The sequence below is a fragment of the Pseudomonas sp. VD-NE ins genome (genome assembly GCF_031882575.1).
GTDB lineage: Bacteria > Pseudomonadota > Gammaproteobacteria > Pseudomonadales > Pseudomonadaceae > Aquipseudomonas > Aquipseudomonas fluorescens_BZ.
Genome location: NZ_CP134772.1, coordinates 6,334,052 through 6,359,386 on the forward strand (window position 1 = coordinate 6,334,052; position 25,335 = coordinate 6,359,386).

Below are 25,335 nucleotides of genomic sequence, written 5' to 3' on the forward strand. Positions count from 1 at the left end.
CGCGGCACTCCCTGGGGTGCTTGCCAGTTGACGATGTCCCTGAGCCGATTCGCACTACCCTGGAAGTTGCACGTTGGGCTGGTGTGCATGTCCGCTAGACGGAAAGCCTTAAAGTCTACTGCATCTTCCACCTTGAACTTTCGGGTTCAAGGGCTAAGTTGACAGCGGTTCATCCGGGGAGCCTGATTCGAATCCGATGTCGGTGAAAACCGCCATCGGATTTTTTATGCGTACGTTTTCGTCCAACCTGCCGAAGCCGAACCATGACCGAACCCGCGCTGCTGCCCCGCCCGCAACTCCGCCGCCTGCTGCGCAAGGCGCGCCGCTCGCTGAGCAAAAGCGAACAACGTCAGGCCGCCAAAGGCCTGTACCGGCAACTGGCGCAAGACCCGCACTTTCGCCGGGCCAGACATATCTCTCTGTATCTGCCCACCGACGGCGAAATCGATCCGCGCCTGCTGCTGCGTGAAGCGCAGCGTCGCGGCAAAGCGACCTACTTGCCGGTGCTCAGCGCCTGGCCGCGGACCAAAATGGTTTTCCAGCGCATTCGCCCCGGCGAAAAACTCAAACCCAATCGCTTCCGCATTCTCGAACCGCAAGCCAATCTGGCTCGGCAACGCAAGGTCTGGGCGCTGGATCTGGTGTTATTGCCGTTGGTAGGGTTTGACGATGTCGGCGGACGACTGGGCATGGGCGGCGGATTTTACGATCGCAGCCTGGCGTATCTGGCTCGGCGAAAAAGCTGGCGCAAGCCGACGCTGCTGGGCCTGGCCCATGAGTGTCAGAAGGTCGAACGCTTGGCGCAGGCGAGTTGGGATGTGCCGTTACAAGGCACGGTCAGCGACAAGGCGTGGTATTTCGCGGGATAGGACGCCGCGCAGATCAGCGGCGTCGAAAAATCAGTTTCAGCGCTTGAACGCAGTCGACTGTTGAACCTGTTGCGCGACTTCGATCGGCGCATCGGCCTTGTTCGACCACAGGCTTTGCGCGTAACCGGTGGTCACGACACCCAAGCCAAACAAAATTACCAAAGTCCATAGTAAATCCGGTTTGCGTTTCATCGATTGCCCCCCTCAAGGCACATCATCACGATGACAGCAGCGGTTTCCGTTTGTAGGCCGTGCAGCAGCGTCAAGCTTTAAAGGCCGGCATTTTGCGACAACGTGAACCTGCGCGCAAACGCTGACGTCAACCGACTGTCGGTTTGTCATAAAATTGCCCGACAACCTGCCCAATGACCGTTTCAGGAGCAAAAAACCATGGCCTATTGGCTGATGAAGTCCGAGCCCGACGAACTCTCGATCAAAGGTCTGGAAAAACTCGGCACGGCACGCTGGGACGGGGTGCGCAACTATCAGGCGCGTAACTTTCTGCGCTCGATGGCGGTGGGTGATGAGTTCTTTTTCTACCATTCCAGCTGCCCGGAGCCGGGGATTGCCGGAATCGGCAAGATAATCGAGGCGGCGTACCCGGATCCCACCGCACTGGAGCCGGAAAGTCATTACTTCGACCCGAAGGCTACGCCAGAGAAAAATGCCTGGAGTGCGATTGACGTTGAACACGTCGAAACGTTTGCGCGGGTGTTGAAGCTGGATTATCTGAAGCAGCAGACGGCGCTGGCGGAGATGCCGTTGGTGCAGAAGGGTTCGCGGTTGTCGGTGATGCCGGTCACACCCGAGCAATGGGCGGCGGTCATAACGCTCAAACCCTGATTTATTTGGCGCCTGCCAAAATGCAATCGCTGGCAAGCCAGCTCCCACAGGATTTGCGATGGAACACAATATTTTGATCGCCGCAGAACCTTGTGGGAGCTGGCTTGCCAGCGATGAGGCCGGCCCGGACAACAGAAGATTTACTGAATGATCAGGTTGTTAAACAACAGATCCTCAACCACGGGTTTGCCGGTCTCGTCATTCATCACTTGCTGGGTCTGCTTCAACGCTTCCTGACGCAGCTTCTCTTTACCTTCAATGCTGCCCATCGCCTCGGTGGTCTGCTGAGTAAACAGCGCCACCAGTTGATTACGGATCAACGGTTCGTTGGCCTTGACCAGTTTCGCCGACTCCTCGCCCGTCACACGCAGCGCCACGTCTGCCTTGTAGACCTTGAGCTTCGGTGTGCCGTCCAGCCCGTAGTTACCCACAAACGGCGGGCTCAGGGTGATGTAGCTTACCTTCGGCGCCTCGCCTTCTTTGGCTTCTTCGGCCAGCGCTGCCACAGGCAGAGACAGGGCCAGCAACAACATGATCCACGCTTTCACAATTCGCTCCTTATCCGGTTTGCGGCCTAGCATAACGACCCGCCGCGCAAGCACAAGCTTATGGCTGACTATCAGGGCCGGGCATGCTCGTTGACCCGTTGACTGACACACCTACACTTATCGGCCATCACTCCCAAAGGAATAGCCCTGATGAAAGCCGTGCTGTGCAAAGCCTTCGGCCCTGCCGAATCGCTGGTGCTGGAAGACGTCGCCAGTCCCGCCCTGAAGAAGAACGAAATCCTGCTGGACGTGCACGCCGCCGGGGTCAACTTCCCGGACACGCTGATCATCGAGGGCAAGTACCAGTTCAAGCCGCCCTTCCCGTTCTCGCCGGGTGGCGAAGCAGCGGGCGTGGTCCGCGAAGTCGGGGAAAAGGTCAGCCACCTCAAGGTCGGTGACCGGGTCATGGCCCTGACCGGCTGGGGCAGCTTCGCCGAACAAGTCGCGGTGCCGGGCTACAACGTCCTGCCGATTCCGCCGTCGATGGACTTCAACATCGCCGCCGCCTTCAGCATGACCTACGGCACCTCGATGCATGCGCTCAAGCAGCGCGCCAACCTGCAACCGGGCGAAACCCTGCTGGTACTCGGTGCTTCCGGCGGGGTCGGCCTGGCTGCCGTGGAAATCGGTAAAGCCATGGGTGCCCGGGTGATTGCTGCCGCCAGCAGTGCCGAGAAACTCGCGGTGGCCAAAGCTGCCGGTGCCGATGAGCTTATCAATTACAGCGAAACCAGCCTCAAGGATGAAATCAAACGCCTCACCGACGGCCAGGGCGCTGACGTGATCTACGACCCGGTCGGTGGCGATCTGTTCGACCAGGCCATCCGCGCCATCGCCTGGAACGGCCGCCTGCTGGTGGTCGGCTTCGCCAGCGGTCGGATTCCGGAGCTGCCGGTCAACCTTGCCCTGCTCAAAGGCGCGGCAGTGCTCGGCGTGTTCTGGGGCTCCTTCGCCCAGCGCCAGCCGCAGGATAACGCGGCGAACTTCCAGCAATTGTTCGGCTGGTTCGCCGAGGGCAAGTTGAAGCCGTTGGTGTCACAGGTGTATCCGCTGAGCAACGCGGCGCAGGCGATCAATGATCTTGGCCAGCGCAAGGCGGTGGGCAAGGTGGTGGTGCAGGTGCGCTGAGCGACCTCTCGATAAAGGCCAGAATGCCCGGTTCGGTCGTTCTGGCCTTTGTTATCAGAGCAACTCACGAATCTCCGCCGGTAACAGGCTCATGAATCTGCGCGCCGGGCTCTCTCGACAAGCCCTGACAATCGTCTCAACCTGCCGATTCAACTTGGCAATCATCGCCAGACGCTGCGCGTCCGGCAGCTGAGTCTTGTGGAAGACGTTCGTAAGATAGGCGCGGGTTTGGGCGAACGCCGCCGAGTCGATCCATGAATACTCTGCAATATTGACCAGATTCTCGTTAACCGCACGGCATCGCAAGGCTTTCAGTTGCTGGTTGACGTGAATGGGTTGATCCAGATCGAGCCGAAAGACCATCGGCGCGACGACTTCCTGCTTTTCGGGTTTGTCCTCCTCAACGGCCCAAGGCTTGAAACGCCACTGCGCCAGCGCAACTCTGACCGCTTCAGCCAGATCGGGGTGGTCACTTTTCAGAATGCTGATTTCGCTGACCGAGCCGTCCGCCCTGACAACGAAACGGGCCTTCACCTCTCCCGTAACCCCAGCCCGGAACAATGCCAATGGATAAATGGGTCGTGGGTTGTCTTCGGGAATCAACAGCGCTCCCGCCGCTTGCACCACACCGCTGACCGACAACAAAAACAACGCCACAATCCACCGCATGCCCCACCCCCTAGCGCTCGAATGCCAATCCCGGCAACAGCACAAAGGTTACGGAGCAATGACGCTTAACGGAATGGCGCAACTTCTGCGTTGGGTGCAGGACATTTCCCAAGGCACGACGGTAAATCGGGCGATCGCGCCACGCGAATGCTCAAAGGTAACTTTTCTGACGGATCCTCTTACCGCTTCAGCCTGCAACATCGCCGGGCATCAGTTGTTCCTGAACCTTCTCGCTTCGCGACTGGATCAAATGCCCTTTGTCGTCGAAGCGCAAAACAATCAGCCAGTCGTAAACATCCACCGGCCATTTCGGCTGGCCGATCAGCATCGGGCCATCACCGCCGAAGGCGGCAATCAGTTTGTTGATATGGCTGTGGTGCCAGGCAATCAGCACGGTTTTCGCCTGATTGCTCTTGCGCAGAGAGCTGACCAGTTTGTCGACGTCGTTATTGGCAAACGGCTGTTCAATCGGCAGTTGCAGGCGCTGCGACAGCGGAATCAGCGTCTGTCGCGGGCGGATGCTTGCCGGGCTGTCGGCGGTAGCGATCAGACGGTGGGGTGTGAGTGCCTGGTCGTCCAGCTGCAACGAGGTGAAATAGTCCGCGTAGGCCGCGGCGCGCTGTTCGCCCCGGGCATTGAGTTCACGGCCCACCTCAGGCTTTTCCGCATGGCGAATGATCAGCACAGTGACATTGCGTAAACCTGGCGCCGCAGAGTCCTGCGCATAACTCAGCGCCAGCACTGAAACAGTGAGCGCTACCGCAACCAGCAATCTGGGCAGCAACATGCGAACTTTCACGGCCATCATTTTTCTCTGCGATCAATCGGGTTTATTGATCGCGAGTCTAAGCCACAACATTCCGCCTGCCACAAAAACGCCCTGTTCTTACAGCTGAGCGACAGGTTCGTAAAGGAACGCGCGACTTCCAACATTTTCCGCTATTTGCTCGATGCGAACCGGTGCTATTTTCGGTAACGAAACTGTAACATTCGCATCCGCAGTCAAAACAAGAAATCTGGAGCTCTTGAATGTTTGCTTTCTTTCGTCCTGCCGCACATCAGGCTCCATTGCCTGAAGAAAAAATAGACAGCACTTACCGACGCCTGCGCTGGCAGATCTTCGCCGGTATTTTCTTTGGCTACGCGGGTTATTACCTGCTGCGCAAAAACTTCTCGCTGGCCATGCCGTACCTGATCGACGAAGGCTACAGCCGTGGTGATCTGGGCCTGGCGATGTCGGCGATTGCCATCGCGTATGGCTTGTCGAAGTTCCTCATGGGCCTCGTGTCCGACCGTTCCAACCCGCGTTACTTCCTGCCGTTCGGCCTGCTGGTGTCGGCCGGGGTGATGTTCATTTTCGGTTTCGCACCTTGGGCAACGTCCAGCGTGACCATGATGTTCATTCTGTTGTTCATCAACGGCTGGGCCCAGGGCATGGGTTGGCCGCCAAGTGGCCGGACCATGGTGCACTGGTGGTCGCAGAAGGAACGCGGCGGCGTGGTGTCCGTGTGGAACGTGGCGCATAACGTCGGCGGCGGCCTGATCGGCCCGTTGTTCCTGCTCGGCATGGGTCTGTTCAACGACTGGCACGCAGCGTTTTACGTACCGGCAGCGGTAGCGCTGGGCGTGGCGGTATTTGCCTTCATCACCATGCGCGACACTCCGCAATCGGTCGGCCTGCCGCCAATCGAGAAGTACAAGAACGACTATCCGGAAGGCTACGACGCCAGCCACGAAGACGAATTCAGCGCGAAAGAGATCTTCGTCAAATACGTGCTGCGCAACAAAATGCTCTGGTACATCGCCATGGCCAACGTCTTCGTCTACCTGCTGCGTTATGGCGTGCTGGACTGGGCACCGACCTACCTGAAGGAAGCCAAGGGTTTCACCGTGGATAAAACCTCGTGGGCCTATTTCTTCTATGAGTGGGCGGGGATTCCAGGCACGCTGCTGTGCGGCTGGATGTCGGACAAGATCTTCCGTGGCAACCGTGGCCTGACCGGCATGGTGTTCATGGCACTGGTGACCGTTGCGACCCTGGTTTACTGGCTGAACCCGGCCGGCAACCCGACCGTCGACATGATCGCGCTGTTCTCGATCGGCTTCCTGATCTACGGTCCGGTAATGCTGATTGGCCTGCAGGCGCTGGAACTGGCGCCGAAGAAAGCCGCCGGCACCGCTGCGGGCTTCACTGGCTTGTTCGGTTATCTGGGTGGTTCGGTCGCGGCCAGTGCAGCGATGGGCTACACCGTTGACCATTTCGGCTGGGACGGTGGTTTTGTGCTGCTGGTGGGCGCTTGCCTGCTGTCTATGGCCTTCCTGGCCCCGACGTTGTGGCACAAACAAGTCGCCAGTCAGAGTCGTGAAGCGGTCGCTTGATCGGCCTGTGACTTACAGCGCTTGAGCCGCGCCTCCAGATTGCGGTCTGGCATGGCGTGGCTGCGCAGGGCGTGGGCGGTCTGCTCGACATAATCGCGAGTAGTGCCGTAACGCCCACTGGCGCTTTCGAACACCTGGCTCAGCACGTGATCCGGCAAGTTGCCGGCATAGCTGGGCAGGTGTCGCTCCAGAACAAATCCCAAGGCCTGCACCTGACTGCCATCTTCTAGCCGGCAGTTGAGCCAGTGTGGTCGATAGGACGGCACAGGCATTTCGCGCTTCCACAAGGCGTACAGCGCAGCGTCGAGATTGTCTTCCGGCAACCGATAGGCGAAGCCGCTGCACGAACCACCGCGATCCAGACCAAATACCAGACCCGGCATTTCCGGCGTACCGCGGTGCTCGTGAGACCACAGGTACAAGCCGCGATGGTAGCCATGCACGCGTCCGCGCACCCTCTCCACCGCCGAACATTCCGGCCGCCAGATCAGCGAACCGTAGGCGAACAGCCATACCGGCCCGCCCTTGTGGCGCGCCATGGTCGATTGCATGGAAGCGAGAAGTTGTTCGTGCGTCAGCTGCGGCCCAAGGTCGAGCCGCGGAGGGTAATTCAAATTCAGAAAAGCGTTTTCAATGGCGCTCATGGCGAATAGCGTTCAGCTCCCCGCGGGTGAAGAATTACTTAATAGAACGCACCGCTGTAACAATAAGGCACATATGTTTTAAGGCAATTTGAGTGCCATGGCACAGTTCTTAATTGATTGCCTGATTGATATATAACCTAGCGGTATTTATGCAATTACATAAATACCGATCGGCTATATAGAGAGTTATAACCGATTCAGGAGCGGGGAGCGTACGCGAACACATCGGCGCGCATTTGATGGGCGTCCATCCCGGCTTCGACCAGCGCGTCGAGCGTGCCGTAAACCATCGCCGGTGAGCCGCTGGCGTAGACGTGCAAAGGTTTCAGATCGGGGAAGTCTTCGCAGACCGCCTCGTGCAGCATGCCGCAGCGCCCTTCCCAACCGCATTGATCGCTGACGACCTTGTGCAGGAACAGGTTGGGCAATTTCAGCCATTCGTCCCAATGCTCGATCTCATAAAAATCTTCCGGACGGCGCACGCCCCAGTACAGATGCACGGGATGTTTGAAGCCGTTGGCGCGGCAATGCTCGATCAGCGCGTGAATCTGGCCCATGCCGGTACCGGCGGCGACCAGCACCAGCGGCCCGTCGGGCAGCTCGGCCAAATGCGTATCGCCGAACGGCAACTCGACCCGCACCATCGCGTTGCGTTGCAGCTGTTCGATCAGGCTCAATGCACTGGCTTCGCGCGCCAGCACATGGATTTCCAGGTCTCGCCCGCCGTGGGGTGCCGAGGCCATGGAGAATGCCGACTTCTCGCCGTTCTCACGTTCGATCATCAAGTACTGCCCGGCGTGATAGCGCGGTGGCTTGCCCGCCGGCGCACGCAGACGCACGCGCCAGGTGTCGCCACCGACGTCGCGGCATTCAATGACCTGACACGACAGGCTGCGCACCGGCAGTTCTCCCAGCGCGAGCACGCCATCCCACAGCAGGATGCAGTCTTCCAGCGGCTCGGCTATGCAAGTGTAGAACTCGCCATGGTCATGCACCTTGCCGTCCTGCGCAACGCTACCTTCAACCAGCAGCGCCGCACACACGTGACAATTGCCGTTGCGGCAGCTTTGCGGGCATTCGTAGCCCAGGCGCCGCGCGCCATCGAGAATCCGCTCACCGGGCTGTATCTCAAGCACTGCTCCGGAGGGCTGCAGGGTTACACGCATCAATCTATTCCTAACTGATTCCAGATGGCATCGATCCGTTGGGTGACGGCGTCGTCCTTGACGATCACGCGACCCCACTCGCGAGTGGTTTCGCCCGGCCACTTGTGGGTGGCATCGAGGCCCATTTTCGAGCCTAACCCTGAGATCGGCGAGGCGAAGTCGAGGTAGTCGATCGGCGTGTTATCGATCATCACCGTGTCGCGCTTGGGGTCCATGCGCGTGGTGATGGCCCAGATCACGTCGTTCCAGTCGCGGGCGTTGATATCGTCGTCGGTAACGATAACGAACTTGGTGTACATGAACTGTCGCAAAAACGACCAGACACCGAGCATCACGCGCTTGGCATGCCCTGGATACGACTTCTTCATGGTCACGATGGCCATGCGGTACGAGCAGCCTTCCGGCGGCAGGTAGAAGTCGGTGATCTCCGGGAATTGCTTCTGCAGGATCGGCACGAACACTTCATTCAGCGCCACACCGAGGATCGCCGGCTCATCCGGCGGACGACCGGTGTAGGTGCTGTGGTAGATCGGTTTGATCCGGTGGGTGATGCGCTCGACGGTGAACACCGGGAAGCTGTCGACTTCGTTGTAGTAACCGGTGTGGTCGCCGTACGGGCCTTCGTCAGCCATTTCGCCCGGGTGGATCACGCCTTCGAGGATGATCTCGGCGGTGGCCGGCACTTGCAGGTCATTGCCACGGCACTTGACCAGTTCGGTGCGGTTGCCGCGCAGCAGACCGGCAAAGGCGTATTCGGAGAGGCTGTCCGGCACAGGCGTGACCGCGCCGAGAATGGTCGCCGGGTCCGCACCAAGGGCCACCGACACCGGGAACGGCTGGCCCGGATGCTTCTCGCACCACTCGCGATAATCCAGCGCGCCGCCACGGTGGCTGAGCCAGCGCATGATCACCTTGTTGCGGCCGATCACTTGCTGACGGTAGATACCGAGGTTCTGGCGTTCTTTATTCGGGCCTTTGGTGACAGTCAGGCCCCAAGTGATCAGCGGACCGACGTCGCCGGGCCAGCAGGTCTGCACCGGCAGCATCGCCAGATCGACGTCGTCGCCTTCGATGACCACTTCCTGGCACACCGCGTCTTTGACGACTTTCGGCGCCATCGAGATGATCTTGCGGAAGATCGGCAGTTTCGACCACGCGTCCTTCAAGCCCTTCGGCGGCTCCGGCTCCTTGAGGAAGGCCAACAGCTTGCCGATTTCGCGCAGCTCGCTGACCGACTCGGCGCCCATGCCCATGGCCACCCGCTCTGGGGTGCCGAACAGGTTGCCGAGTACCGGGATGTCGTAGCCGGTCGGCTTTTCGAACAGCAGCGCCGGGCCCTTGGCCCGCAGCGTGCGGTCGCACACCTCGGTCATTTCCAGCACCGGCGAGACGGGAATCTGGATGCGTTTCAACTCTCCGCGCTGCTCAAGCTGCTGCACGAAATCCCGAAGATCCTTGAATTTCATTGACGATGGCACCCTCAAAATAGGCGTACATCCTACCTGCTCTGACGGGCAAACAGCAGCCCGTCAGAGCCTGGCATCAATCAATTGTCGCTGGTGCCCAGCATCAATGGCGCAAACAACGGGCTCAGTCTGGCGCTGCCAACGTCCGAAAGATGATCGGCATCCTTGTACTGCGAGTGGCCGTCGACATCGATGGCGCACAAACCGTCCTTGCACATCAACGGCGTCGGATCGATGACATGAATGCCGGAATCAGAGGCACTCATCGAGCCGAACAACGACGTGAAAAACTGCTGGCGAGCCAAGTGTTCGTTGAGCGGGCGACCGAGACCTTCTGCCGAACGGCCGATGCGCGCCAGACTGGTCAGACGGTCGATGAAGCTCTTGTGTTGCAGTGGCACTTCCTTGAACAGCCAGACTTGCACACCCGCTTCACGCAGCTCGGCCACTTGCGCCTTGAGGGCGGCGGCCATGCGCTGCTCTGCCTGGCGTGGGTTGTCCTTGCGATCAAGCAGGAACTGTAGATCGCCATCGCCGTCTTCACGACCATAAACGTAAAGGCTCCAGTTCGCCGCCAACACCACGTCCTTGATCCCCAGACTCGTGACGCGGTCCATGTTGCGCTGGTTGAAGTCTTTGCACTGAGGGCGCAGGTGGTCATCGATGATCGGCGGGCACCCGGTCAAACTGTACAGCCACACCGGCTGCACGTTGCGCCCGGCATTGCCTTCGATGGCCGGCAACAATGCAGCGGCGTGACTGTCGCCCCAGAACATTTTGGTCGCCGTAATATGTTGATCACCGCCCACAAGGCAGGATTTGGTCAGTGCCTTGTCCGTGCTCAAGTGCATGCAATTCGACTGCCCGGCGTTCCACTCGCGCGATTGCGCATATTCCAGCGCCTTGCCGGTCAGACGCTGCGGAACACCGTCTGCCGAGCGAATCACCGAGCCGGTGACCGCCAGAACGGTGATCGACACCAAACCGCCGACCAACACCGAATTACGACTGGCGAACACACGTTTCTCGCGAAACGGCAGCTCGATGTAGCGCAGGCTCAGCCAGGCCAGCGCCAATGCCAGGGCCATCCAGCCGAGCGCCTCCAGCGGCTGGATGCCGTCGATGGAGATCGCATTGGCATACACGTAAACCGGCCAATGCCACAGGTACAGCGAATAGGAGAGCAAGCCGATCCACACCAGAACCCGGACACTCAACAATCGGCCCGCCCACGTTGGGCCCTGTGCGCCCGACCAGATCAGCGCCGTCGTGCCCAATACCGGCAACAACGCCGCCCAGCCCGGGAACACTGTGGTTTTGTCGAAGGTAAACACGGCAAACAGCACCGCCGCCAGCCCGGCCAGGCCAACGGACTGACGCAGCCATGGCCGCGCGACATGTTTGGTCACGGGTATGACCGCCAGCATGGCCCCGCAGAGCAATTCCCAGGCCCGGGTCGGCAAGGCAAAAAAGGCAAACTCCGGCCGGCGCTCGATGTAGATGATGTTCAAGCCGAACGACACCAGCAGCACGGCAAACAACATCCAGCGCCAATGACGGACGTAGCGCATCAGCAACACCATCATCAACGGGAAGAAGATGTAGTACTGCTCCTCCACCGCCAGCGACCAGGTATGCAATAACGGTTTGAGTTCCGAGGCGGGCTGGAAGTAGCCGTCTTCGCGCATGAACAGAATGTTGGAAATGAACAGCGACTGGTAACGAATCGTCCGACCAAGCTCAGCCAGGTCTTTGGCCGTCAGCAACAGCCAGCCTAATGCCAGCGTCACCACCACAACCACAGTCAAGGCCGGCAGGATGCGCCGGGCGCGACGCCCCCAGAAATCCAGAAAACTGAAACGCTGTGCGCTGATTTCACGGAAAAGGATTGAGGTGATCAGAAAGCCGGAAATGACGAAGAACACATCGACGCCGACAAAGCCGCCGCTGAATGTGTTGAATCCGAAATGAAACAGCACGACGGGCAAAACCGCGAGTGCCCGTAATCCGTCGATATCACGGCGATTGCCAAACGTGTGCATTAAAACCTTACCTGTTCTGGATACAAAGTCCCTTGAAGGCGCGAAGTTATCAGCCGCGCAAACTTCAATCCAGATACAAATAATCCGAGGCAAAAAAAAGCGCCCTTTCGGACGCTTCTTTTCAAACGGCTTGCGTATTACTTGCGCTTCATCGACAAGAAGAACTCGTCGTTGGTCTTGGTCGTCTTCAGCTTGTCGACCAGGAACTCGATGGCAGCCACTTCGTCCATCGGGTGCAGCAGCTTGCGCAGGATCCACATACGCTGCAGTTCGTCGTCGGCCGTCAGCAACTCTTCGCGGCGGGTGCCGGAGCGGTTGATGTTGATTGCAGGGAACACACGCTTCTCGGCGATCTTGCGATCCAGAGGCAGTTCCATGTTGCCGGTACCCTTGAACTCTTCGTAGATCACTTCGTCCATCTTCGAGCCGGTTTCAACCAGCGCGGTGGCGATAATGGTCAGCGAGCCGCCTTCTTCGATGTTACGCGCAGCACCGAAGAAACGCTTTGGCTTCTCAAGGGCGTGGGCATCGACACCACCGGTCAATACCTTGCCGGAGCTCGGGATCACGGTGTTGTAGGCACGGGCCAGACGGGTGATGGAGTCAAGCAGGATCACCACGTCTTTCTTGTGTTCAACAAGGCGCTTGGCCTTCTCGATCACCATTTCGGCAACCTGCACGTGACGGGTCGGCGGCTCGTCGAAAGTCGACGCAACCACTTCGCCGCGCACGGTGCGCTGCATTTCGGTCACTTCTTCCGGACGTTCGTCGATCAGCAGCACGATCAGGTGAACTTCAGGGTTGTTACGGGCGATGTTCGCTGCAATGTTTTGCAGCATGATCGTTTTACCGGCTTTCGGCGGTGCGACGATCAGACCACGCTGGCCTTTGCCGATCGGGGCGCACAGGTCGATCACACGACCGGTCAAGTCTTCGGTGGAACCGTTGCCGGCTTCCATCTTCATGCGCACGGTCGGGAACAGCGGGGTCAGGTTCTCGAAGAGAATCTTGTTTTTCGCGTTCTCAGGACGATCGAAGTTGATCGTATCGACCTTGAGCAGGGCGAAATACCGCTCGCCTTCCTTTGGAGGGCGAATCTTGCCAACGATGGTGTCACCGGTGCGCAAGTTGAAACGGCGGATCTGGCTCGGCGAGACGTAAATGTCGTCTGGGCCGGCGAGATAGGAAGCGTCAGCGGAGCGCAGGAAGCCGAAGCCGTCCTGGAGAATCTCCAGCACGCCATCACCGGAGATTTCCTCGCCGCTTTTCGCGTGCTTTTTCAGCAGGGAGAAAATCACGTCCTGCTTGCGCGAACGGGCCATATTTTCTATGCCCATCTGTTCGGCCAATTCGAGCAGTTCGGTAATCGGCTTTTGCTTGAGTTCAGTCAGATTCATATAGGAATGACGTAATCATTTATGGAGGGGGGGAAATTAAGCTTTTGGCTTAATGAGGCCGCGCCGCGGAGAAGGCGACAGGATCGCGAACTAATTCGAAAAGGAGTGCGTCGGCGACGGCTAGCAGGGGGCAATGGAGAAACCAGTGCGGGGCCGAATGTACCACCTGAGTTTCGGAGCGTCTAGCCCTGAATACGCAAAAAGCCCCGCTAATTGCGGGGCTTTTTTTCAGGCACTTTACAGCGACGCTTAGATGTTGGCGTCGAGGAAAGCCGCCAGTTGCGACTTCGACAGGGCGCCGACTTTGGTCGCTTCTACGTTGCCGTTCTTGAACAGCATCAGGGTCGGGATACCACGCACGCCATGCTTGGCCGGGGTTTCCTGGTTCTCGTCGATGTTCAGTTTGGCAACGGTCAGCTTGCCTTTGTAAGTCTCGGCAATCTCGTCCAGAACCGGAGCGATCATTTTGCAAGGACCGCACCATTCAGCCCAGTAATCGACCAGGACAGCGCCTTCGGCCTTGAGTACGTCGGCTTCGAAGCTAGCGTCGCTAACGTGTTTGATAAGATCGCTGCTCATGGAATTCTCCAGGTTGTAAGCAAAAAAACGTGGCCCATCATAGCCGCCCTTCCCCTGTTCAGGAAGCCGCAGTTGATTGAGTCTTGCTATGGCACTCGATGAGTTTGGGTATAGCTCAAGTCACGCCGTGGCGGGGGCAATGAAGGAAATTCCGGTACGCAGGGCGGCGTTGCGCACGTGTTCCTGCATGGCTTTTTGCGCCGCACCCGACGCCCGGCGCGCAAGGGCCCGGAGGATCTTGCGGTGTTCATGCCAGGTTTCCATCGCACGTTCGGCGCGGATGAACGGTAGTTTCTGGCTCTCCAGGAACATCTCGGCGCTGGCGGTGAGGATGCTCAGCATCGCCTGATTGCCGCTGGCCAACAGGATTCGTCGGTGGAATTCGAAGTCGAGTTTCGCCGCCGCTTCAAAGTCGCCGACCTTCAATTGCTCGCGCATGGCCGCGACATTGTCTTCCAGCGCATCCAGATCGAAAGTACTCAACGTCACCGCCGCCAGCCCGGCGGCAAACCCTTCGAGCGCATAGCGCAATTGAAAGATATCCAGCGGCGACGCTTGCGCCGCAAATGACCACCCCGGCGCGCTATCGCCGCGCGACAGCTCCACTGGCGACTGCACGAACACGCCTTTGCCCGGCTGAATACTGACCACGCCCAGCGCACTTAACGATGACAGTGCCTCGCGCAACGACGCCCGGCTGACGCCCAGTTGCAGCGCCAGATCCCGTTGCGACGGCAAGGCATCGCCCGCGCCGAAACCCTGTTCGGTGATCAGTTTGCGGATCGCTTGCAGCGCCACTTCGGGTACCGCACGGGAAATCGAGTTCATGGTTTTTCAGACGCGCCAGGCCAATGTGCGGCTAGTTGTAAAGCTATTCGCCGAGTCCGGCAAGTCGTGCCCCAGCGGGGTTCGGTGCTGCGGAGCGATGCGCGATAGCGGTGCGAAAAACAACCTGACTGTTCAGACCAGTAAGACCGAACAAAGTCGCTGAAACTGCGGTCTGCGGGGGCGAAAACCACGTATTGGCACGGCCCATGCTCTGTCAGATCGCAGAAATCACTTCTCGCCGATCCGGAGATTGTCCATGACCAAGCGTTACAGCGCCCTCCTCGCCGCTCTGTTTTCCTCTCTGTTGCTCAGTCAGATCCCGGCTCACGCCGACGGTCTCGACGATGTGGTCAAACGCGGCACACTGAAAGTCGCTGTACCTCAGGACTTCCCGCCGTTCGGCTCGGTCGGCCCGGACATGAAACCGCGCGGCCTCGATATCGACACGGCAAAACTGCTGGCTGATCAACTCAAGGTCAAACTCGAACTGACCCCGGTCAACAGCACCAACCGCATCCCCTTCCTGACCACCGGCAAAGTCGATCTGGTGATCTCCAGCCTCGGCAAAAACCCTGAGCGCGAGAAAGTCATTGATTTCTCCCGCGCCTACGCACCGTTCTACCTCGCCGTTTTCGGCCCGCCAGACGCCGCCATCGCCAGCCTCGATGACCTCAAGGGCAAGACCATCAGCGTCACCCGTGGCGCCATTGAAGACATCGAACTGAGCAAAGTTGCCCCCGAAGGCGTGACCATCAAGCGCTTCGAGGACAACAACTCGACCATCGCCGCCTACCTCGCCGGCCAGGTCGACCTGATCGCCAGCGGCAATGTGGTGATGGTCGCGATCAGCGAAAAGAACCCGAAACGCGTGCCGGCGTTGAAAGTGAAGCTCAAGGATTCGCCGGTCTACGTCGGCGTGAACAAGAACGAAGCGGCGCTGCTGGCCAAGGTCAACGACATCCTGACCACCGCCAAGGCTGACGGCGCACTGGAAAAGAACTCGCAGACCTGGCTGAAAGAGCCGCTGCCGGCCGATCTCTGATCGACTGCGCGGGAGACCTTCATGGCTTATCAGTTCGATTTCATGCCGGTGGTGCAAAACACCGACCTGTTGCTGCGCGGGGCGCTGTTCACCCTTGAGCTGACAGCCATCGGTGCATTGCTCGGGGTCGGCGTCGGGATTGTCGGGGCGCTGGTGCGGGCGTGGAACATCCGCCCGTTCTCGGCGATCTTCGGCGTCTACGTCGAGTTGATCCGCAACACGCCGTTTCTGGTGCAGTTGTTCTTCATCTTCTTCGGCCTGCCGTCGCTGGGCGTGCAGATTTCCGAATGGCAAGCGGCGGTGCTGGCGATGGTGATCAACCTCGGCGCCTATTCGACGGAGATCATCCGTGCGGGCATTCAAGCGATCCCGCGCGGGCAACTGGAAGCCGCCGCGGCGCTGGCGCTGACCCGCTTCGAGGCGTTCCGCCACGTGGTGCTGTTGCCGGCGTTGGGCAAGGTCTGGCCGGCGCTGAGCAGCCAGATCATCATCGTCATGCTTGGCTCGGCGGTGTGTTCGCAAATCGCCACCGAAGAATTGAGCTTCGCTGCCAACTTCATTCAGTCGCGCAACTTCCGCGCCTTTGAAACCTACGCGCTGACCACGCTGATCTACCTGTGCATGGCGTTGCTGATTCGCCAGTTACTCAATTGGATCGGCCGGCGCTACATCAGCAGGAGCCGCGCATGAGCGATTTCACCTTCTGGGACATCCTGCGCAACCTGCTCGTCGGCCTGCAATGGACGCTGGCGTTGTCGCTGGTTGCGTTTATTGGCGGCGGCCTCGTCGGGTTGCTGATCCTGATCATGCGCATCTCGAAAAACTCTGTGTCGAGCAGCATCGCCCGTACCTGGATCGAACTGTTCCAGGGCACGCCGCTGTTGATGCAGTTGTTTCTGGTGTTCTTTGGCGTGGCCTTGGCCGGGATCGAAATCTCGCCGTGGATGGCCGCGGCGATTGCCCTGACCTTGTTTACCAGTGCCTATCTGGCGGAGATCTGGCGCGGTTGCGTCGAATCGATCTCCAATGGCCAGTGGGAAGCGTCGGCGAGTCTGGCGCTCAATCCGCTGGAGCAACTGCGCTACGTGATCCTGCCACAGGCTTTGCGCATTGCCGTAGCGCCGACCGTGGGCTTTTCGGTGCAGGTGGTCAAAGGCACCGCGGTGACCTCGATCATTGGCTTCACCGAGCTGACCAAGACCGGCGGCATGCTCGCCAACGCCACCTTCGAACCGTTCATGGTCTACGGCCTCGTCGCCCTCGGCTACTTCCTGCTCTGCTACCCCTTGTCCCTTAGTGCGCGTTACCTGGAAAGGAGACTGCATGCCTCTGCTTAGAATTTCCGCCCTGCATAAATACTACGGCGATCACCACGTGCTCAAAGGCATCGACCTCAGCGTCGAGGAAGGCCAGGTCGTGGCAATCATCGGCCGCAGCGGCTCAGGCAAATCCACCCTGCTGCGCACCCTCAATGGCCTGGAGTCGATCAACGACGGCGTGATCGAAGTCGACGGCGAATACCTCGACGCCGCCCGCGCCGACCTGCGCAGTCTGCGGCAGAAAGTCGGCATGGTGTTTCAGCAGTTCAATCTGTTCCCGCATCTGACCGTGGGCGAAAACGTCATGCTCGCGCCGCAAGTGGTGCAGAAAGTGCCGAAAGCCAAAGCGGTGGAGCTGGCGCGCGAGATGCTGGAACGTGTAGGCCTTGGCGAAAAGTTCGATGCGTTCCCGGATCGGTTGTCCGGCGGTCAGCAACAGCGCGTGGCAATCGCTCGGGCGCTGGCAATGTCGCCGAAGGTTTTGCTGTGCGACGAGATCACCTCGGCGCTCGACCCGGAACTGGTCAATGAAGTGCTCAGCGTCGTGCGGCAACTGGCCAAGGAAGGAATGACGCTGATCATGGTCACCCACGAAATGCGCTTCGCCCGCGAGGTCGGGGATAAATTGGTGTTCATGCACCATGGCAAGGTGCATGAGGTGGGGGATCCGAAGGTGTTGTTTGCCAATCCGCAGACGGTGGAGCTGGCGAATTTCATTGGCACGGTGGAAGCGACAGCCTGAAATATCTCCTGAGGCAGTGATGACCTCTTCGCGAGCAAGCTCGCTTCCACATGGGAATGCGGTCACCTGTGGGAGCGAGCTTGCTCGCGAATGGCCGCGCCGCGATCTCCAGACTTTCTGAGCTGAATCAACGGTTTGAACCATGCGCGTTGGCGCCAGCGTTTGATCGTGGCACGATGTCGAGGTTATCGACCGAGACCCCCTGACCATGCCGCAATCCCAAGCCAAGAATCTGTCCCTGATCGCCGCAATCGACCTGGGCTCGAACAGCTTTCACATGGTCGTGGCCAAGGCCCAGAACGGCGAAATCCGCATTCTCGAGCGACTCGGCGAGAAGGTTCAACTGGCTGCCGGCATCGACGATGAGCGCAAGCTCAACGAAGAATCGATGCAGCGTGGCCTCGATTGCCTCAAGCGTTTTGCCCAACTGATCAACGGTATGCCGCTGGGCGCCGTGCGCATCGTCGGCACCAACGCCCTGCGTGAAGCGCGCAACCGCCTCGAATTCATCCACCGCGCCGAAGAAATCCTCGGCCACCCGGTGGAAGTCATCTCCGGCCGTGAAGAAGCCCGACTGATTTATCTGGGCGTGTCGCACACCCTCGCCGACACCCCGGGCAAACGTCTGGTCGCCGACATCGGCGGCGGCAGTACCGAATTCATCATCGGCCAGCGCTTCGAGCCGCTGTTGCGCGAAAGCCTGCAAATGGGCTGCGTCAGCTTCACCCAGCGCTACTTCAAGGACGGCAAGATCACCCCGGCCCGCTACGCCCAGGCGTACACGGCGGCGCGGCTGGAGATCATGAGCATCGAACACGCCCTGCATCGCCTGACCTGGGATGAAGCCATCGGCTCCTCGGGCACCATCCGCGCCATCGGCCTGGCGCTGAAGGCCGGCGGCCATGGCACTGGCGAAGTGAATGCCGAAGGCCTGGCCTGGCTCAAGCGGCGCCTGTTCAAGCTTGGCGACGTCGACAAGATCGATTTTGAAGGCATCAAGCCGGATCGCCGGACCATTTTCCCGGCGGGCCTGGCGATTCTCGAAGCGATTTTCGACGCCCTCGAACTGCAACGCATGGACCACTGCGACGGCGCGCTGCGTGAAGGCGTGCTCTATGACTTGCTCGGTCGCCATCATCACGAAGACGTGCGCGAACGCACGCTGACCTCGCTGATGGAGCGTTATCACGTCGATCTGGAACAGGCCGCCCGAGTCGAGCGCAAAGCCTTGCACGCGTTTGACCAAGTCGCGGTGGACTGGGAACTGGATGACGGCATCTGGCGCGAACTACTCGGCTGGGCAGCGAAAGTGCACGAAGTCGGCCTTGATATCGCGCACTATCACTACCACAAACACGGTGCCTACCTGATCGAACACTCGGACCTCGCCGGGTTCTCCCGCGAAGACCAACAGATGCTCGCGCTATTGGTGCGCGGCCATCGCCGCAACATTCCCAAGGACAAGTTTGCCGATTTCGGCGATGACGGTGACAAGCTGATCCGCCTGTGCGTGCTGCTGCGCTTTGCGATCCTGTTCCATCACATTCGTGGCACGCAGACGATGCCGCAGGTGGTGTTGCACGCGAAGGGCAACACCCTGGATGTGGAATTCCCGGAGAACTGGCTGGATGAGAATCAACTGACTCAGGCGGATTTCGGGCTTGAGGCGGATTGGCTGACGCGGGTGGGGATTGTGCTTAACGTTCACTGAGTCTCGATTGGACATAAAAAAGGCGATCCTTCTGGATCGCCTTTTTTATTGGGTGTTCGGCTGGGATTTAGTGGTGTGCGTGAGATCGATGCCCCTCACCCCAGCCCTCTCCCGAGGGAGAGGGGGCCGATCTTCGTGCTTTTCAAATCTGAGTTCGACTCGATAGTTCAGGTCGGCGTAGCTCGAAAATTCACCTCGGTCAGTCCCCTCTCCCTCGGGGAGAGGGTTAGGGTGAGGGGCTTTTGACCTTCAAGGCCTTAGCTGCTCACCGGCAAAATCGGGCTACCCAACCGCTCCAGCAACGTCGCCTGCGCACTCCTCGGGTTCTGGTTACCGGTCGGCGTGTTGCGAATGTAACGGCCATCCGACTGCAAACTCCAGCTATGGGTATTGTCAGTCAAATACAGCTCCAGCTCTTTCTTCACCCGGGTCAGCAGCTTCTTGCCTTCCACCGGGAAGCAAGTCTCTACGCGCTTGTCGAGGTTGCGCTCCATCCAGTCGGCGCTGGAGAGGAACATCTGCTCGTCACCGCCATTGAGGAAGTAGAACACTCGCGTGTGCTCAAGGAAGCGGCCGATGATCGAACGCACATGGATATTGTGCGAAACCCCGGCAATCCCCGGACGCAGGCAGCACATGCCGCGCACCACCAGATCGATGCGCACGCCTGACTGGCTGGCCTTGTACAGCGCGCGGATGATCTTCGGATCGGTCAGCGAGTTGAACTTGGCGATGATGTGCGCCGGTTTGCCGTCGAGCGCAAACTGCGTCTCGCGGGTGATCATGTCGAGCATGCCTTTCTTCAGCGTGAACGGCGCATGCAGCAGCTTCTTCATGCGCAGGGTTTTACCCATGCCGATCAATTGACTGAACAGTTTGCCGACGTCTTCGCACAAGGCGTCGTCGGAAGTCAGCAGGCTGTAGTCGGTGTACAGCTTGGCGTTACCGGCGTGGTAGTTACCGGTGCCGAGGTGCGCGTAACGGACGATCTCGCCGGCTTCGCGACGCAGGATCAGCATCATCTTGGCGTGGGTCTTGAAGCCAACCACACCGTAAATCACTACCGCACCGGCCGCTTGCAGACGGCTGGCCAGTTGCAGGTTGGATTCTTCGTCGAACCGCGCACGTAGCTCAATGACCGCCGTCACTTCCTTGCCGTTACGCGCGGCATCCACCAGCGCATCGACGATCTCGGAGTTGGCGCCGGAACGGTACAGGGTCTGGCGCACCGCGAGAACGTGCGGGTCTTTTGCCGCCTGACGCAGCAGGTCGACCACCGGGGTGAACGACTCGAACGGGTGCAGCAGCAGGATGTCCTGCTTGCTGACCACACTGAAAATGTTTTCGCTGTTCTGCAGCAGTTTCGGGATCTGCGGGGTGAACGGCGTGTATTGCAGCTCCGGATGGCTGTCCAGACCGGTGATACTGAACAGCCGCGTCAGGTTGACCGGGCCATTGACCTGATACAGCTCGCTCTCGCTCAGGTTGAACTGCTTGAGCAGGTAGTCCGAGAGATGTTTCGGGCAGGTGTCAGCGACTTCCAGACGCACCGCATCGCCGTAACGACGCGAGAACAACTCGCCACGCAGGGCGCGAGCCAGGTCTTCGACGTCTTCGGAGTCGAGCGCCAGGTCGGCGTTTCGGGTCAGGCGGAACTGGTAGCAGCCTTTAACCTTCATGCCCTGGAACAGGTCATCGGCGTGGGCGTGGATCATCGACGACAGGAACACATAGTTGTCGCCCGGGCCACCGACTTCTTCCGGCACCTTGATGATCCGTGGCAACAGACGCGGTGCCGGGATGATCGCCAGACCGGAGTCGCGACCGAAGGCGTCGATGCCTTCCAGCTCGACGATGAAGTTCAGGCTCTTGTTCACCAGCAACGGGAACGGGTGAGTCGGATCGAGGCCGATCGGGGTGATGATCGGTGCGATCTCGTCGCGGAAGTAGCGGCGCACCCAGGTTTTGATCTTGACCGTCCAGTGGCGGCGACGGATGAAGCGCACCTGATGCTTTTCCAGCTCCGGCAACAGAATGTCGTTGAGGATCGCGTACTGACGATCAACATGACCGTGCACCAGCTCGCTGATCCGCGCCAGCGCTTGATGCGGCTGCAAGCCGTCAGCACCGGCCTGTTCACGGGCGAAGGTGATCTGCTTCTTCAGACCGGCGACGCGGATCTCGAAAAATTCATCGAGGTTGCTGGAGAAGATCAGCAGGAACTTCAAGCGCTCCAGCAGCGGATAGGACTCGTCCAGCGCCTGTTCCAGCACGCGGATATTGAATTGCAGTTGCGAAAGCTCACGGTGGATGTACAGGCTGCTGTCATCCAGGCCCGGTATCGCAATCACTGGCGCCGCCGCGACAGGTTCGGTGACCGGCGCGGGTGGCGCAGGCTCCAGCTCCGGCGGGGTTTCGGTGATTTGCTCGACCACCGGTTGAGCTTCTTTTACTGCAACTTCCGTGAGTCCTTCGGTATTCATTGAATGTTCCTGGGAGGGCTATTTCTGCTCTCGTAACAATTGAGCGGCGCGGACAGCAAAGTAAGTCAGGATGCCATCAGCGCCGGCACGTTTAAAGGCGGTCAGTGATTCAAGAATCACCGCCTCGCTCAACCAGCCATTCTGGATCGCCGCCATGTGCATGGCGTATTCGCCGCTAACCTGATAGACGAAGGTCGGCACTTTGAAGGCATCTTTTACCCGGAAAAGAATGTCCAGATAGGGCATGCCCGGCTTGACCATGACCATGTCCGCGCCTTCAGACAAGTCCGCACCGACTTCGTGCAGCGCTTCGTCGCTGTTGGCCGGGTCCATCTGATAAGAGGCTTTGTTGGCCTTGCCGAGGTTCGAGGCTGAACCCACGGCATCGCGGAACGGGCCGTAATAGGCGCTGGCGTACTTGGCCGAGTAGGCCATGATCCGCACATTGACGTGACCGGCGATTTCCAGCGCTTCGCGAATCGCTTGAATGCGACCGTCCATCATGTCCGATGGCGCGACGACCTGAGCGCCGGCTTCGGCATGGGACAGGGCTTGGCGCACCAGTGCGTCGACGGTGATGTCGTTCTGTACGTAGCCTTCTTCGTCGAGAATGCCGTCCTGACCGTGAGTGGTGAACGGATCAAGCGCCACATCGGTGATCACGCCGAGTTCCGGGAAGCGCTCACGCAAGGCGCGAGTGGCGCGCTGGGCGATGCCTTGAGGATTCCAGGCTTCGGCGGCGTCGAGGGATTTCAATTCGGCTGGAGTGACCGGGAACAGCGCCAGCGCCGGAATCCCCAGTTCGACCCACTTGGCCGCTTCTTCCAGCAGCAGATCGATTGTCAACCGCTCTACCCCGGGCATCGAGGCCACGGCTTCGCGGCGGTTTTCACCGTCAAGCACGAACACCGGCAGGATCAGGTCATCGACCGTCAGCACATTTTCCCGCACCAGCCGACGCGAAAAATCATCACGGCGATTGCGGCGCAGGCGCGTGGCGGGGAACAAACGGTTGGCTGAGGTAAAGCTCACGGCGGACTCCTGAGCCCGCGCAAACGGGCGAGCGTGACAGTTATAGACGGCCATTATGACCAACAGATGACAGTTGTGTGAGACCTGTGACGCGTAGCCGCATTCCATTCTCAGTGTAGGAATTGTTCACGTCGAGACACATTTGGACACTTTCATGAATGTGTCCGAAGGGTTAGGCTGCGCGTTCATTTCGCCAGCACCCAGACAATGCTCCAACAATTTCTGCATGACTTTGGCTACTTTGCCTTGTTCCTCGGCACGTTTTTCGAAGGCGAAACCATTCTGGTGCTCGCGGGCTTCCTCGCGTTTCGTGGATACATGGACATCAACCTGGTGGTGGTCGTGGCGTTCTTCGGCAGCTATGCCGGCGATCAGCTGTGGTACTTCCTCGGCCGCAAGCACGGGCGAAAATTGCTCGCGCGCAAACCGCGCTGGCAGCTGATGGGCGACCGCGCGCTGGAGCATATTCGCAAGCATCCGGACATCTGGGTGCTGAGTTTCCGTTTCGTTTACGGTCTGCGCACGGTGATGCCGGTGGCGATCGGCCTGTCGGGGTATCCGCCGGGACGTTATCTGCTGCTCAACGGCATCGGTGCGGCGATCTGGGCGACCGCGCTGGCCGCCGCTGCTTACCACTTCGGTGCAGTGCTGGAAGGCATGCTTGGCAGCATCAAGAAATACGAACTGTGGGTGCTCGGTGCGCTGCTGATTCTTGGCGTTGGCCTGTGGCTGCGCCGCCGCTTCAAGAATGCGCGGCTGGCCAAACAGGTCTACGCCGACGAGCAAGCCGCGAAAGCTGCACTGCTGAATCAGGCCGAAGCGGCCAAGCCTGCCGAACCGAAGACGCCAGCCGAGTAACTCGCTGGCGACTGGCGTACAGCCCTGCGCACAGCGCGGGCTGGCCCGTCTTTCAGTCATTTTTCCCCTCTGCGCTAGCGGACTCCCGTTCGTCAGTGGCGTTCTCACACCAAAAATCACCCTCTCGTCACGCGACAGACATCCCAAATAATGAACACCCCGCCGTTGTTGCGATCCATGTAGAAAGCGCTCCACGCAGGTGCAGCCGCCACTTGGGCCTATGGCAACGCGCGACAATTTAGTGGACATTTAGCGCCATGAATCTGGAGAGAAACCCATGAGCAAAAAAGTTGCAGTGATCCTGTCCGGCAGTGGCGTATACGACGGCGCCGAAATCCACGAAAGCGTCATCACCCTGCTGCGCCTCGATCAACGTGGTGCGCAGGTGCAGTGCTTCGCGCCGAACATCGCGCAATTGCACGTGATCAATCACCTGACCGGCGAAGAAATGCCCGAGTCACGCAACGTCCTGGTGGAGTCGGCGCGGATTGCACGTGGCAACATCAAGGACATCCGCGACGCCGATGTCGACGACTTCGATGCGTTGATCGTGCCGGGCGGTTTCGGTGCGGCGAAGAACCTGTCGAACTTCGCCGTCGAAGGCGCTGGCTGCAGCGTGCAGCCTGAAGTGCTGGCACTGGCCGAGGCATTTGCCGAAGCAGGCAAACCGGTTGGCCTGATGTGCATCTCGCCGGCACTCGCGGCGAAGATCTACGGCCCGGGCGTGACCTGCACCATTGGCAACGATGCCGACACCGCCACAGCGATGAACAAGATGGGCGCCACCCATGAAGACTGTGCGGTAACGGAGATTATCGAAGACAAGGCGCGCAAACTGGTAACGACCCCGGCTTACATGCTGGCGCAGAACATCAGTGAGGCGGCTTCGGGGATTTACAAACTCGTGGACCGCGTCCTCGAACTGACCCACGAAAACGACGCCTGATTCCCCGCAGTACACAAATCCCAATGTGGGAGCGAGCTTGCTCGCGAAAGCGGTGTGTCATTCAACACAGCGTTGCCTGATCTGGCGCCTTCGCGAGCAAGCTCGCTCCCACAGGTTTTGTGTACCGCTCAAGACTGGCGCGATAGCCGGGTCAGGATCCGATCCAGTGCATTGGCAAACGCCTGTTTCTCGCGATCGCCGAACGGCGCGGGCCCGCCGCTCATCTGGCCTTGCTCACGCAAATCGGTAAACAGGTTGCGCACGGCCAGCCGCTCGCCCATGTTCTGCGCATCGAACTCCTTGCCGCGCGGATCCAGCGCCGCAACGCCCTTCTTCACCAAGCGATCGGCCAGGGGAATATCGCTGCAGATCACCAACTCCCCGGGCACCGCGTGCTCGACCAGATAATCGTCCGCCGCATCCGGACCGCTCGGTACCACGATCAACTTGACGATGGCCAGCCCCGGCTTGATCTGCGGCTGCCCGGCCACCAGCACCACTTCGAACTGGCGCTTGAGGGCGAACTTCACCACCAGATCCTTCGCCGCCCGTGGACAGGCGTCGGCATCGATCCATACACGCATTTTTCTAACCTCCAAAAACAATTCGCGAGCAGGCTCGCTCCCACAAGGGTAACGCTAAAC

25 protein-coding genes and 1 other RNA gene are annotated in these 25,335 nt (G+C 59.5%); 12 read left to right on the plus strand and 14 right to left on the minus strand.

The features are described from left to right. Positions 1-5: 5 nt before the first annotated feature. A non-coding RNA gene (gene ssrS / locus RMV17_RS28355) (6S RNA) lies at positions 6-184 on the plus strand. 79 nt (positions 185-263) lie between these two features. Further along, positions 264-869 (plus strand): 5-formyltetrahydrofolate cyclo-ligase, encoded by a 606-nt coding sequence (locus tag RMV17_RS28360; RefSeq protein ID WP_409373108.1) that lies wholly within the window; start codon positions 264-266, stop codon positions 867-869. Positions 870-905: 36 nt separating this feature from the next. On the opposite strand, the gene RMV17_RS28365 is transcribed toward RMV17_RS28360, so the two are convergent. After that, positions 906-1,061 (minus strand): hypothetical protein, encoded by a 156-nt coding sequence (locus RMV17_RS28365; RefSeq protein ID WP_016985917.1) that lies wholly within the window; start codon positions 1,059-1,061, stop codon positions 906-908. A gap of 198 nt (positions 1,062-1,259) precedes the next feature. Here RMV17_RS28365 and RMV17_RS28370 point away from each other — a divergent pair, with 198 nt between their 5' ends. Then, positions 1,260-1,712: an EVE domain-containing protein gene (locus RMV17_RS28370; RefSeq protein WP_311884199.1), complete on the plus strand. Its 453-nt coding sequence runs from the start codon at positions 1,260-1,262 to the stop codon at positions 1,710-1,712. Positions 1,713-1,852: 140 nt separating this feature from the next. On the opposite strand, the gene RMV17_RS28375 is transcribed toward RMV17_RS28370, so the two are convergent. After that, positions 1,853-2,260, minus strand: coding sequence for a flagellar basal body-associated protein FliL (locus RMV17_RS28375; RefSeq protein ID WP_034151993.1), 408 nt, complete (start codon positions 2,258-2,260; stop codon positions 1,853-1,855). Positions 2,261-2,410: 150 nt separating this feature from the next. On the opposite strand from RMV17_RS28375, the gene RMV17_RS28380 reads away from it, so the two are divergent. Beyond that, the gene (locus tag RMV17_RS28380; protein ID WP_007911184.1) at positions 2,411-3,388 is read left to right on the plus strand and encodes an NADPH:quinone oxidoreductase family protein; all 978 of its coding nucleotides are present in this window, start codon (positions 2,411-2,413) and stop codon (positions 3,386-3,388) included. Between the two features lie 54 nt (positions 3,389-3,442). Here RMV17_RS28380 and RMV17_RS28385 read toward each other — a convergent pair whose 3' ends face one another. Both RMV17_RS28385 and RMV17_RS28390 read right to left on the minus strand, forming a co-directional pair. Then, positions 3,443-4,057 carry an energy transducer TonB gene (locus tag RMV17_RS28385; RefSeq protein WP_311884204.1) on the minus strand — a complete coding sequence of 205 codons (615 nt, stop codon included), beginning with the start codon at positions 4,055-4,057 and terminating at the stop codon, positions 3,443-3,445. Between the two features lie 187 nt (positions 4,058-4,244). Then, a complete protein-coding gene (locus RMV17_RS28390) occupies positions 4,245-4,862 on the minus strand; it encodes a flagellar basal body-associated protein FliL (RefSeq protein ID WP_311884206.1) in 618 nt (205 codons plus the stop codon). 224 nt (positions 4,863-5,086) lie between these two features. Here RMV17_RS28390 and glpT point away from each other — a divergent pair, with 224 nt between their 5' ends. Then, positions 5,087-6,436 (plus strand): glycerol-3-phosphate transporter, encoded by a 1,350-nt coding sequence (gene glpT / locus RMV17_RS28395; RefSeq protein WP_007911178.1) that lies wholly within the window; start codon positions 5,087-5,089, stop codon positions 6,434-6,436. On the opposite strand, the gene RMV17_RS28400 is transcribed toward glpT, so the two are convergent. The 7 genes from RMV17_RS28400 to RMV17_RS28430 all read right to left on the minus strand — a co-directional run bounded on the left by RMV17_RS28400 (position 6,412) and on the right by RMV17_RS28430 (position 14,558). Beyond that, entirely contained in the window at positions 6,412-7,080 is a 669-nt protein-coding gene (locus RMV17_RS28400) for a gamma-glutamylcyclotransferase (protein ID WP_034151996.1), read from the minus strand. The genes glpT and RMV17_RS28400 overlap by 25 nt on opposite strands. Before the next feature lie 197 nt (positions 7,081-7,277). Further along, complete coding sequence (locus tag RMV17_RS28405; RefSeq protein WP_034151997.1) at positions 7,278-8,246, minus strand: CDP-6-deoxy-delta-3,4-glucoseen reductase; 969 nt, start codon at positions 8,244-8,246, stop codon at positions 7,278-7,280. After that, positions 8,246-9,712 (minus strand): 4-hydroxy-3-polyprenylbenzoate decarboxylase, encoded by a 1,467-nt coding sequence (gene ubiD, locus RMV17_RS28410; protein ID WP_034151998.1) that lies wholly within the window; start codon positions 9,710-9,712, stop codon positions 8,246-8,248. Before ubiD ends, RMV17_RS28405 begins: the two co-directional genes overlap by 1 nt. A gap of 80 nt (positions 9,713-9,792) precedes the next feature. Beyond that, complete coding sequence (locus tag RMV17_RS28415; RefSeq protein WP_311884211.1) at positions 9,793-11,754, minus strand: acyltransferase family protein; 1,962 nt, start codon at positions 11,752-11,754, stop codon at positions 9,793-9,795. Positions 11,755-11,891: 137 nt separating this feature from the next. Beyond that, positions 11,892-13,151 (minus strand): transcription termination factor Rho, encoded by a 1,260-nt coding sequence (gene rho, locus RMV17_RS28420; RefSeq protein ID WP_003229334.1) that lies wholly within the window; start codon positions 13,149-13,151, stop codon positions 11,892-11,894. 249 nt (positions 13,152-13,400) lie between these two features. Next, a complete protein-coding gene (trxA, locus tag RMV17_RS28425) occupies positions 13,401-13,730 on the minus strand; it encodes a thioredoxin TrxA (RefSeq protein WP_003206727.1) in 330 nt (109 codons plus the stop codon). Between the two features lie 120 nt (positions 13,731-13,850). Further along, positions 13,851-14,558: a FadR/GntR family transcriptional regulator gene (locus RMV17_RS28430; protein WP_108225014.1), complete on the minus strand. Its 708-nt coding sequence runs from the start codon at positions 14,556-14,558 to the stop codon at positions 13,851-13,853. Between the two features lie 256 nt (positions 14,559-14,814). Here RMV17_RS28430 and RMV17_RS28435 point away from each other — a divergent pair, with 256 nt between their 5' ends. From RMV17_RS28435 to ppx, 5 genes are all read left to right on the plus strand, one after another. After that, positions 14,815-15,600 (plus strand): transporter substrate-binding domain-containing protein, encoded by a 786-nt coding sequence (locus RMV17_RS28435; RefSeq protein WP_034152001.1) that lies wholly within the window; start codon positions 14,815-14,817, stop codon positions 15,598-15,600. A gap of 21 nt (positions 15,601-15,621) precedes the next feature. After that, the gene (locus RMV17_RS28440; protein ID WP_034152002.1) at positions 15,622-16,290 is read left to right on the plus strand and encodes an amino acid ABC transporter permease; all 669 of its coding nucleotides are present in this window, start codon (positions 15,622-15,624) and stop codon (positions 16,288-16,290) included. After that, positions 16,287-16,937, plus strand: a complete 651-nt coding sequence (locus RMV17_RS28445) for an amino acid ABC transporter permease (protein ID WP_034152003.1) — start codon at positions 16,287-16,289, stop codon at positions 16,935-16,937. The genes RMV17_RS28440 and RMV17_RS28445 overlap by 4 nt, the downstream gene beginning before the upstream one ends. Beyond that, positions 16,924-17,661 (plus strand): amino acid ABC transporter ATP-binding protein, encoded by a 738-nt coding sequence (locus RMV17_RS28450; protein ID WP_108225011.1) that lies wholly within the window; start codon positions 16,924-16,926, stop codon positions 17,659-17,661. Before RMV17_RS28445 ends, RMV17_RS28450 begins: the two co-directional genes overlap by 14 nt. A gap of 208 nt (positions 17,662-17,869) precedes the next feature. After that, on the plus strand, positions 17,870-19,372 hold the full coding sequence (gene ppx, locus RMV17_RS28455) for an exopolyphosphatase (protein ID WP_064116367.1): 1,503 nt from the start codon (positions 17,870-17,872) through the stop codon (positions 19,370-19,372). A gap of 257 nt (positions 19,373-19,629) precedes the next feature. On the opposite strand, the gene ppk1 is transcribed toward ppx, so the two are convergent. After that, positions 19,630-21,855: a polyphosphate kinase 1 gene (gene ppk1, locus RMV17_RS28460; protein ID WP_034152005.1), complete on the minus strand. Its 2,226-nt coding sequence runs from the start codon at positions 21,853-21,855 to the stop codon at positions 19,630-19,632. Positions 21,856-21,873: 18 nt separating this feature from the next. Beyond that, positions 21,874-22,887 (minus strand): porphobilinogen synthase, encoded by a 1,014-nt coding sequence (hemB, locus tag RMV17_RS28465; protein ID WP_034152006.1) that lies wholly within the window; start codon positions 22,885-22,887, stop codon positions 21,874-21,876. A 207-nt stretch (positions 22,888-23,094) separates the two neighbouring features. Between hemB and RMV17_RS28470 the strand changes: the two genes are divergently transcribed. Further along, positions 23,095-23,745, plus strand: coding sequence for a VTT domain-containing protein (locus RMV17_RS28470; protein ID WP_016985901.1), 651 nt, complete (start codon positions 23,095-23,097; stop codon positions 23,743-23,745). A gap of 277 nt (positions 23,746-24,022) precedes the next feature. Then, the gene (elbB, locus tag RMV17_RS28475) at positions 24,023-24,691 is read left to right on the plus strand and encodes an isoprenoid biosynthesis glyoxalase ElbB (RefSeq protein WP_034152008.1); all 669 of its coding nucleotides are present in this window, start codon (positions 24,023-24,025) and stop codon (positions 24,689-24,691) included. Positions 24,692-24,819: 128 nt separating this feature from the next. Here the strand turns inward: elbB and RMV17_RS28480 are convergent, their stop codons facing one another. Beyond that, positions 24,820-25,275 carry a YaiI/YqxD family protein gene (locus RMV17_RS28480; RefSeq protein WP_034152009.1) on the minus strand — a complete coding sequence of 152 codons (456 nt, stop codon included), beginning with the start codon at positions 25,273-25,275 and terminating at the stop codon, positions 24,820-24,822. Between the last annotated feature and the right edge of the window lie 60 nt (positions 25,276-25,335).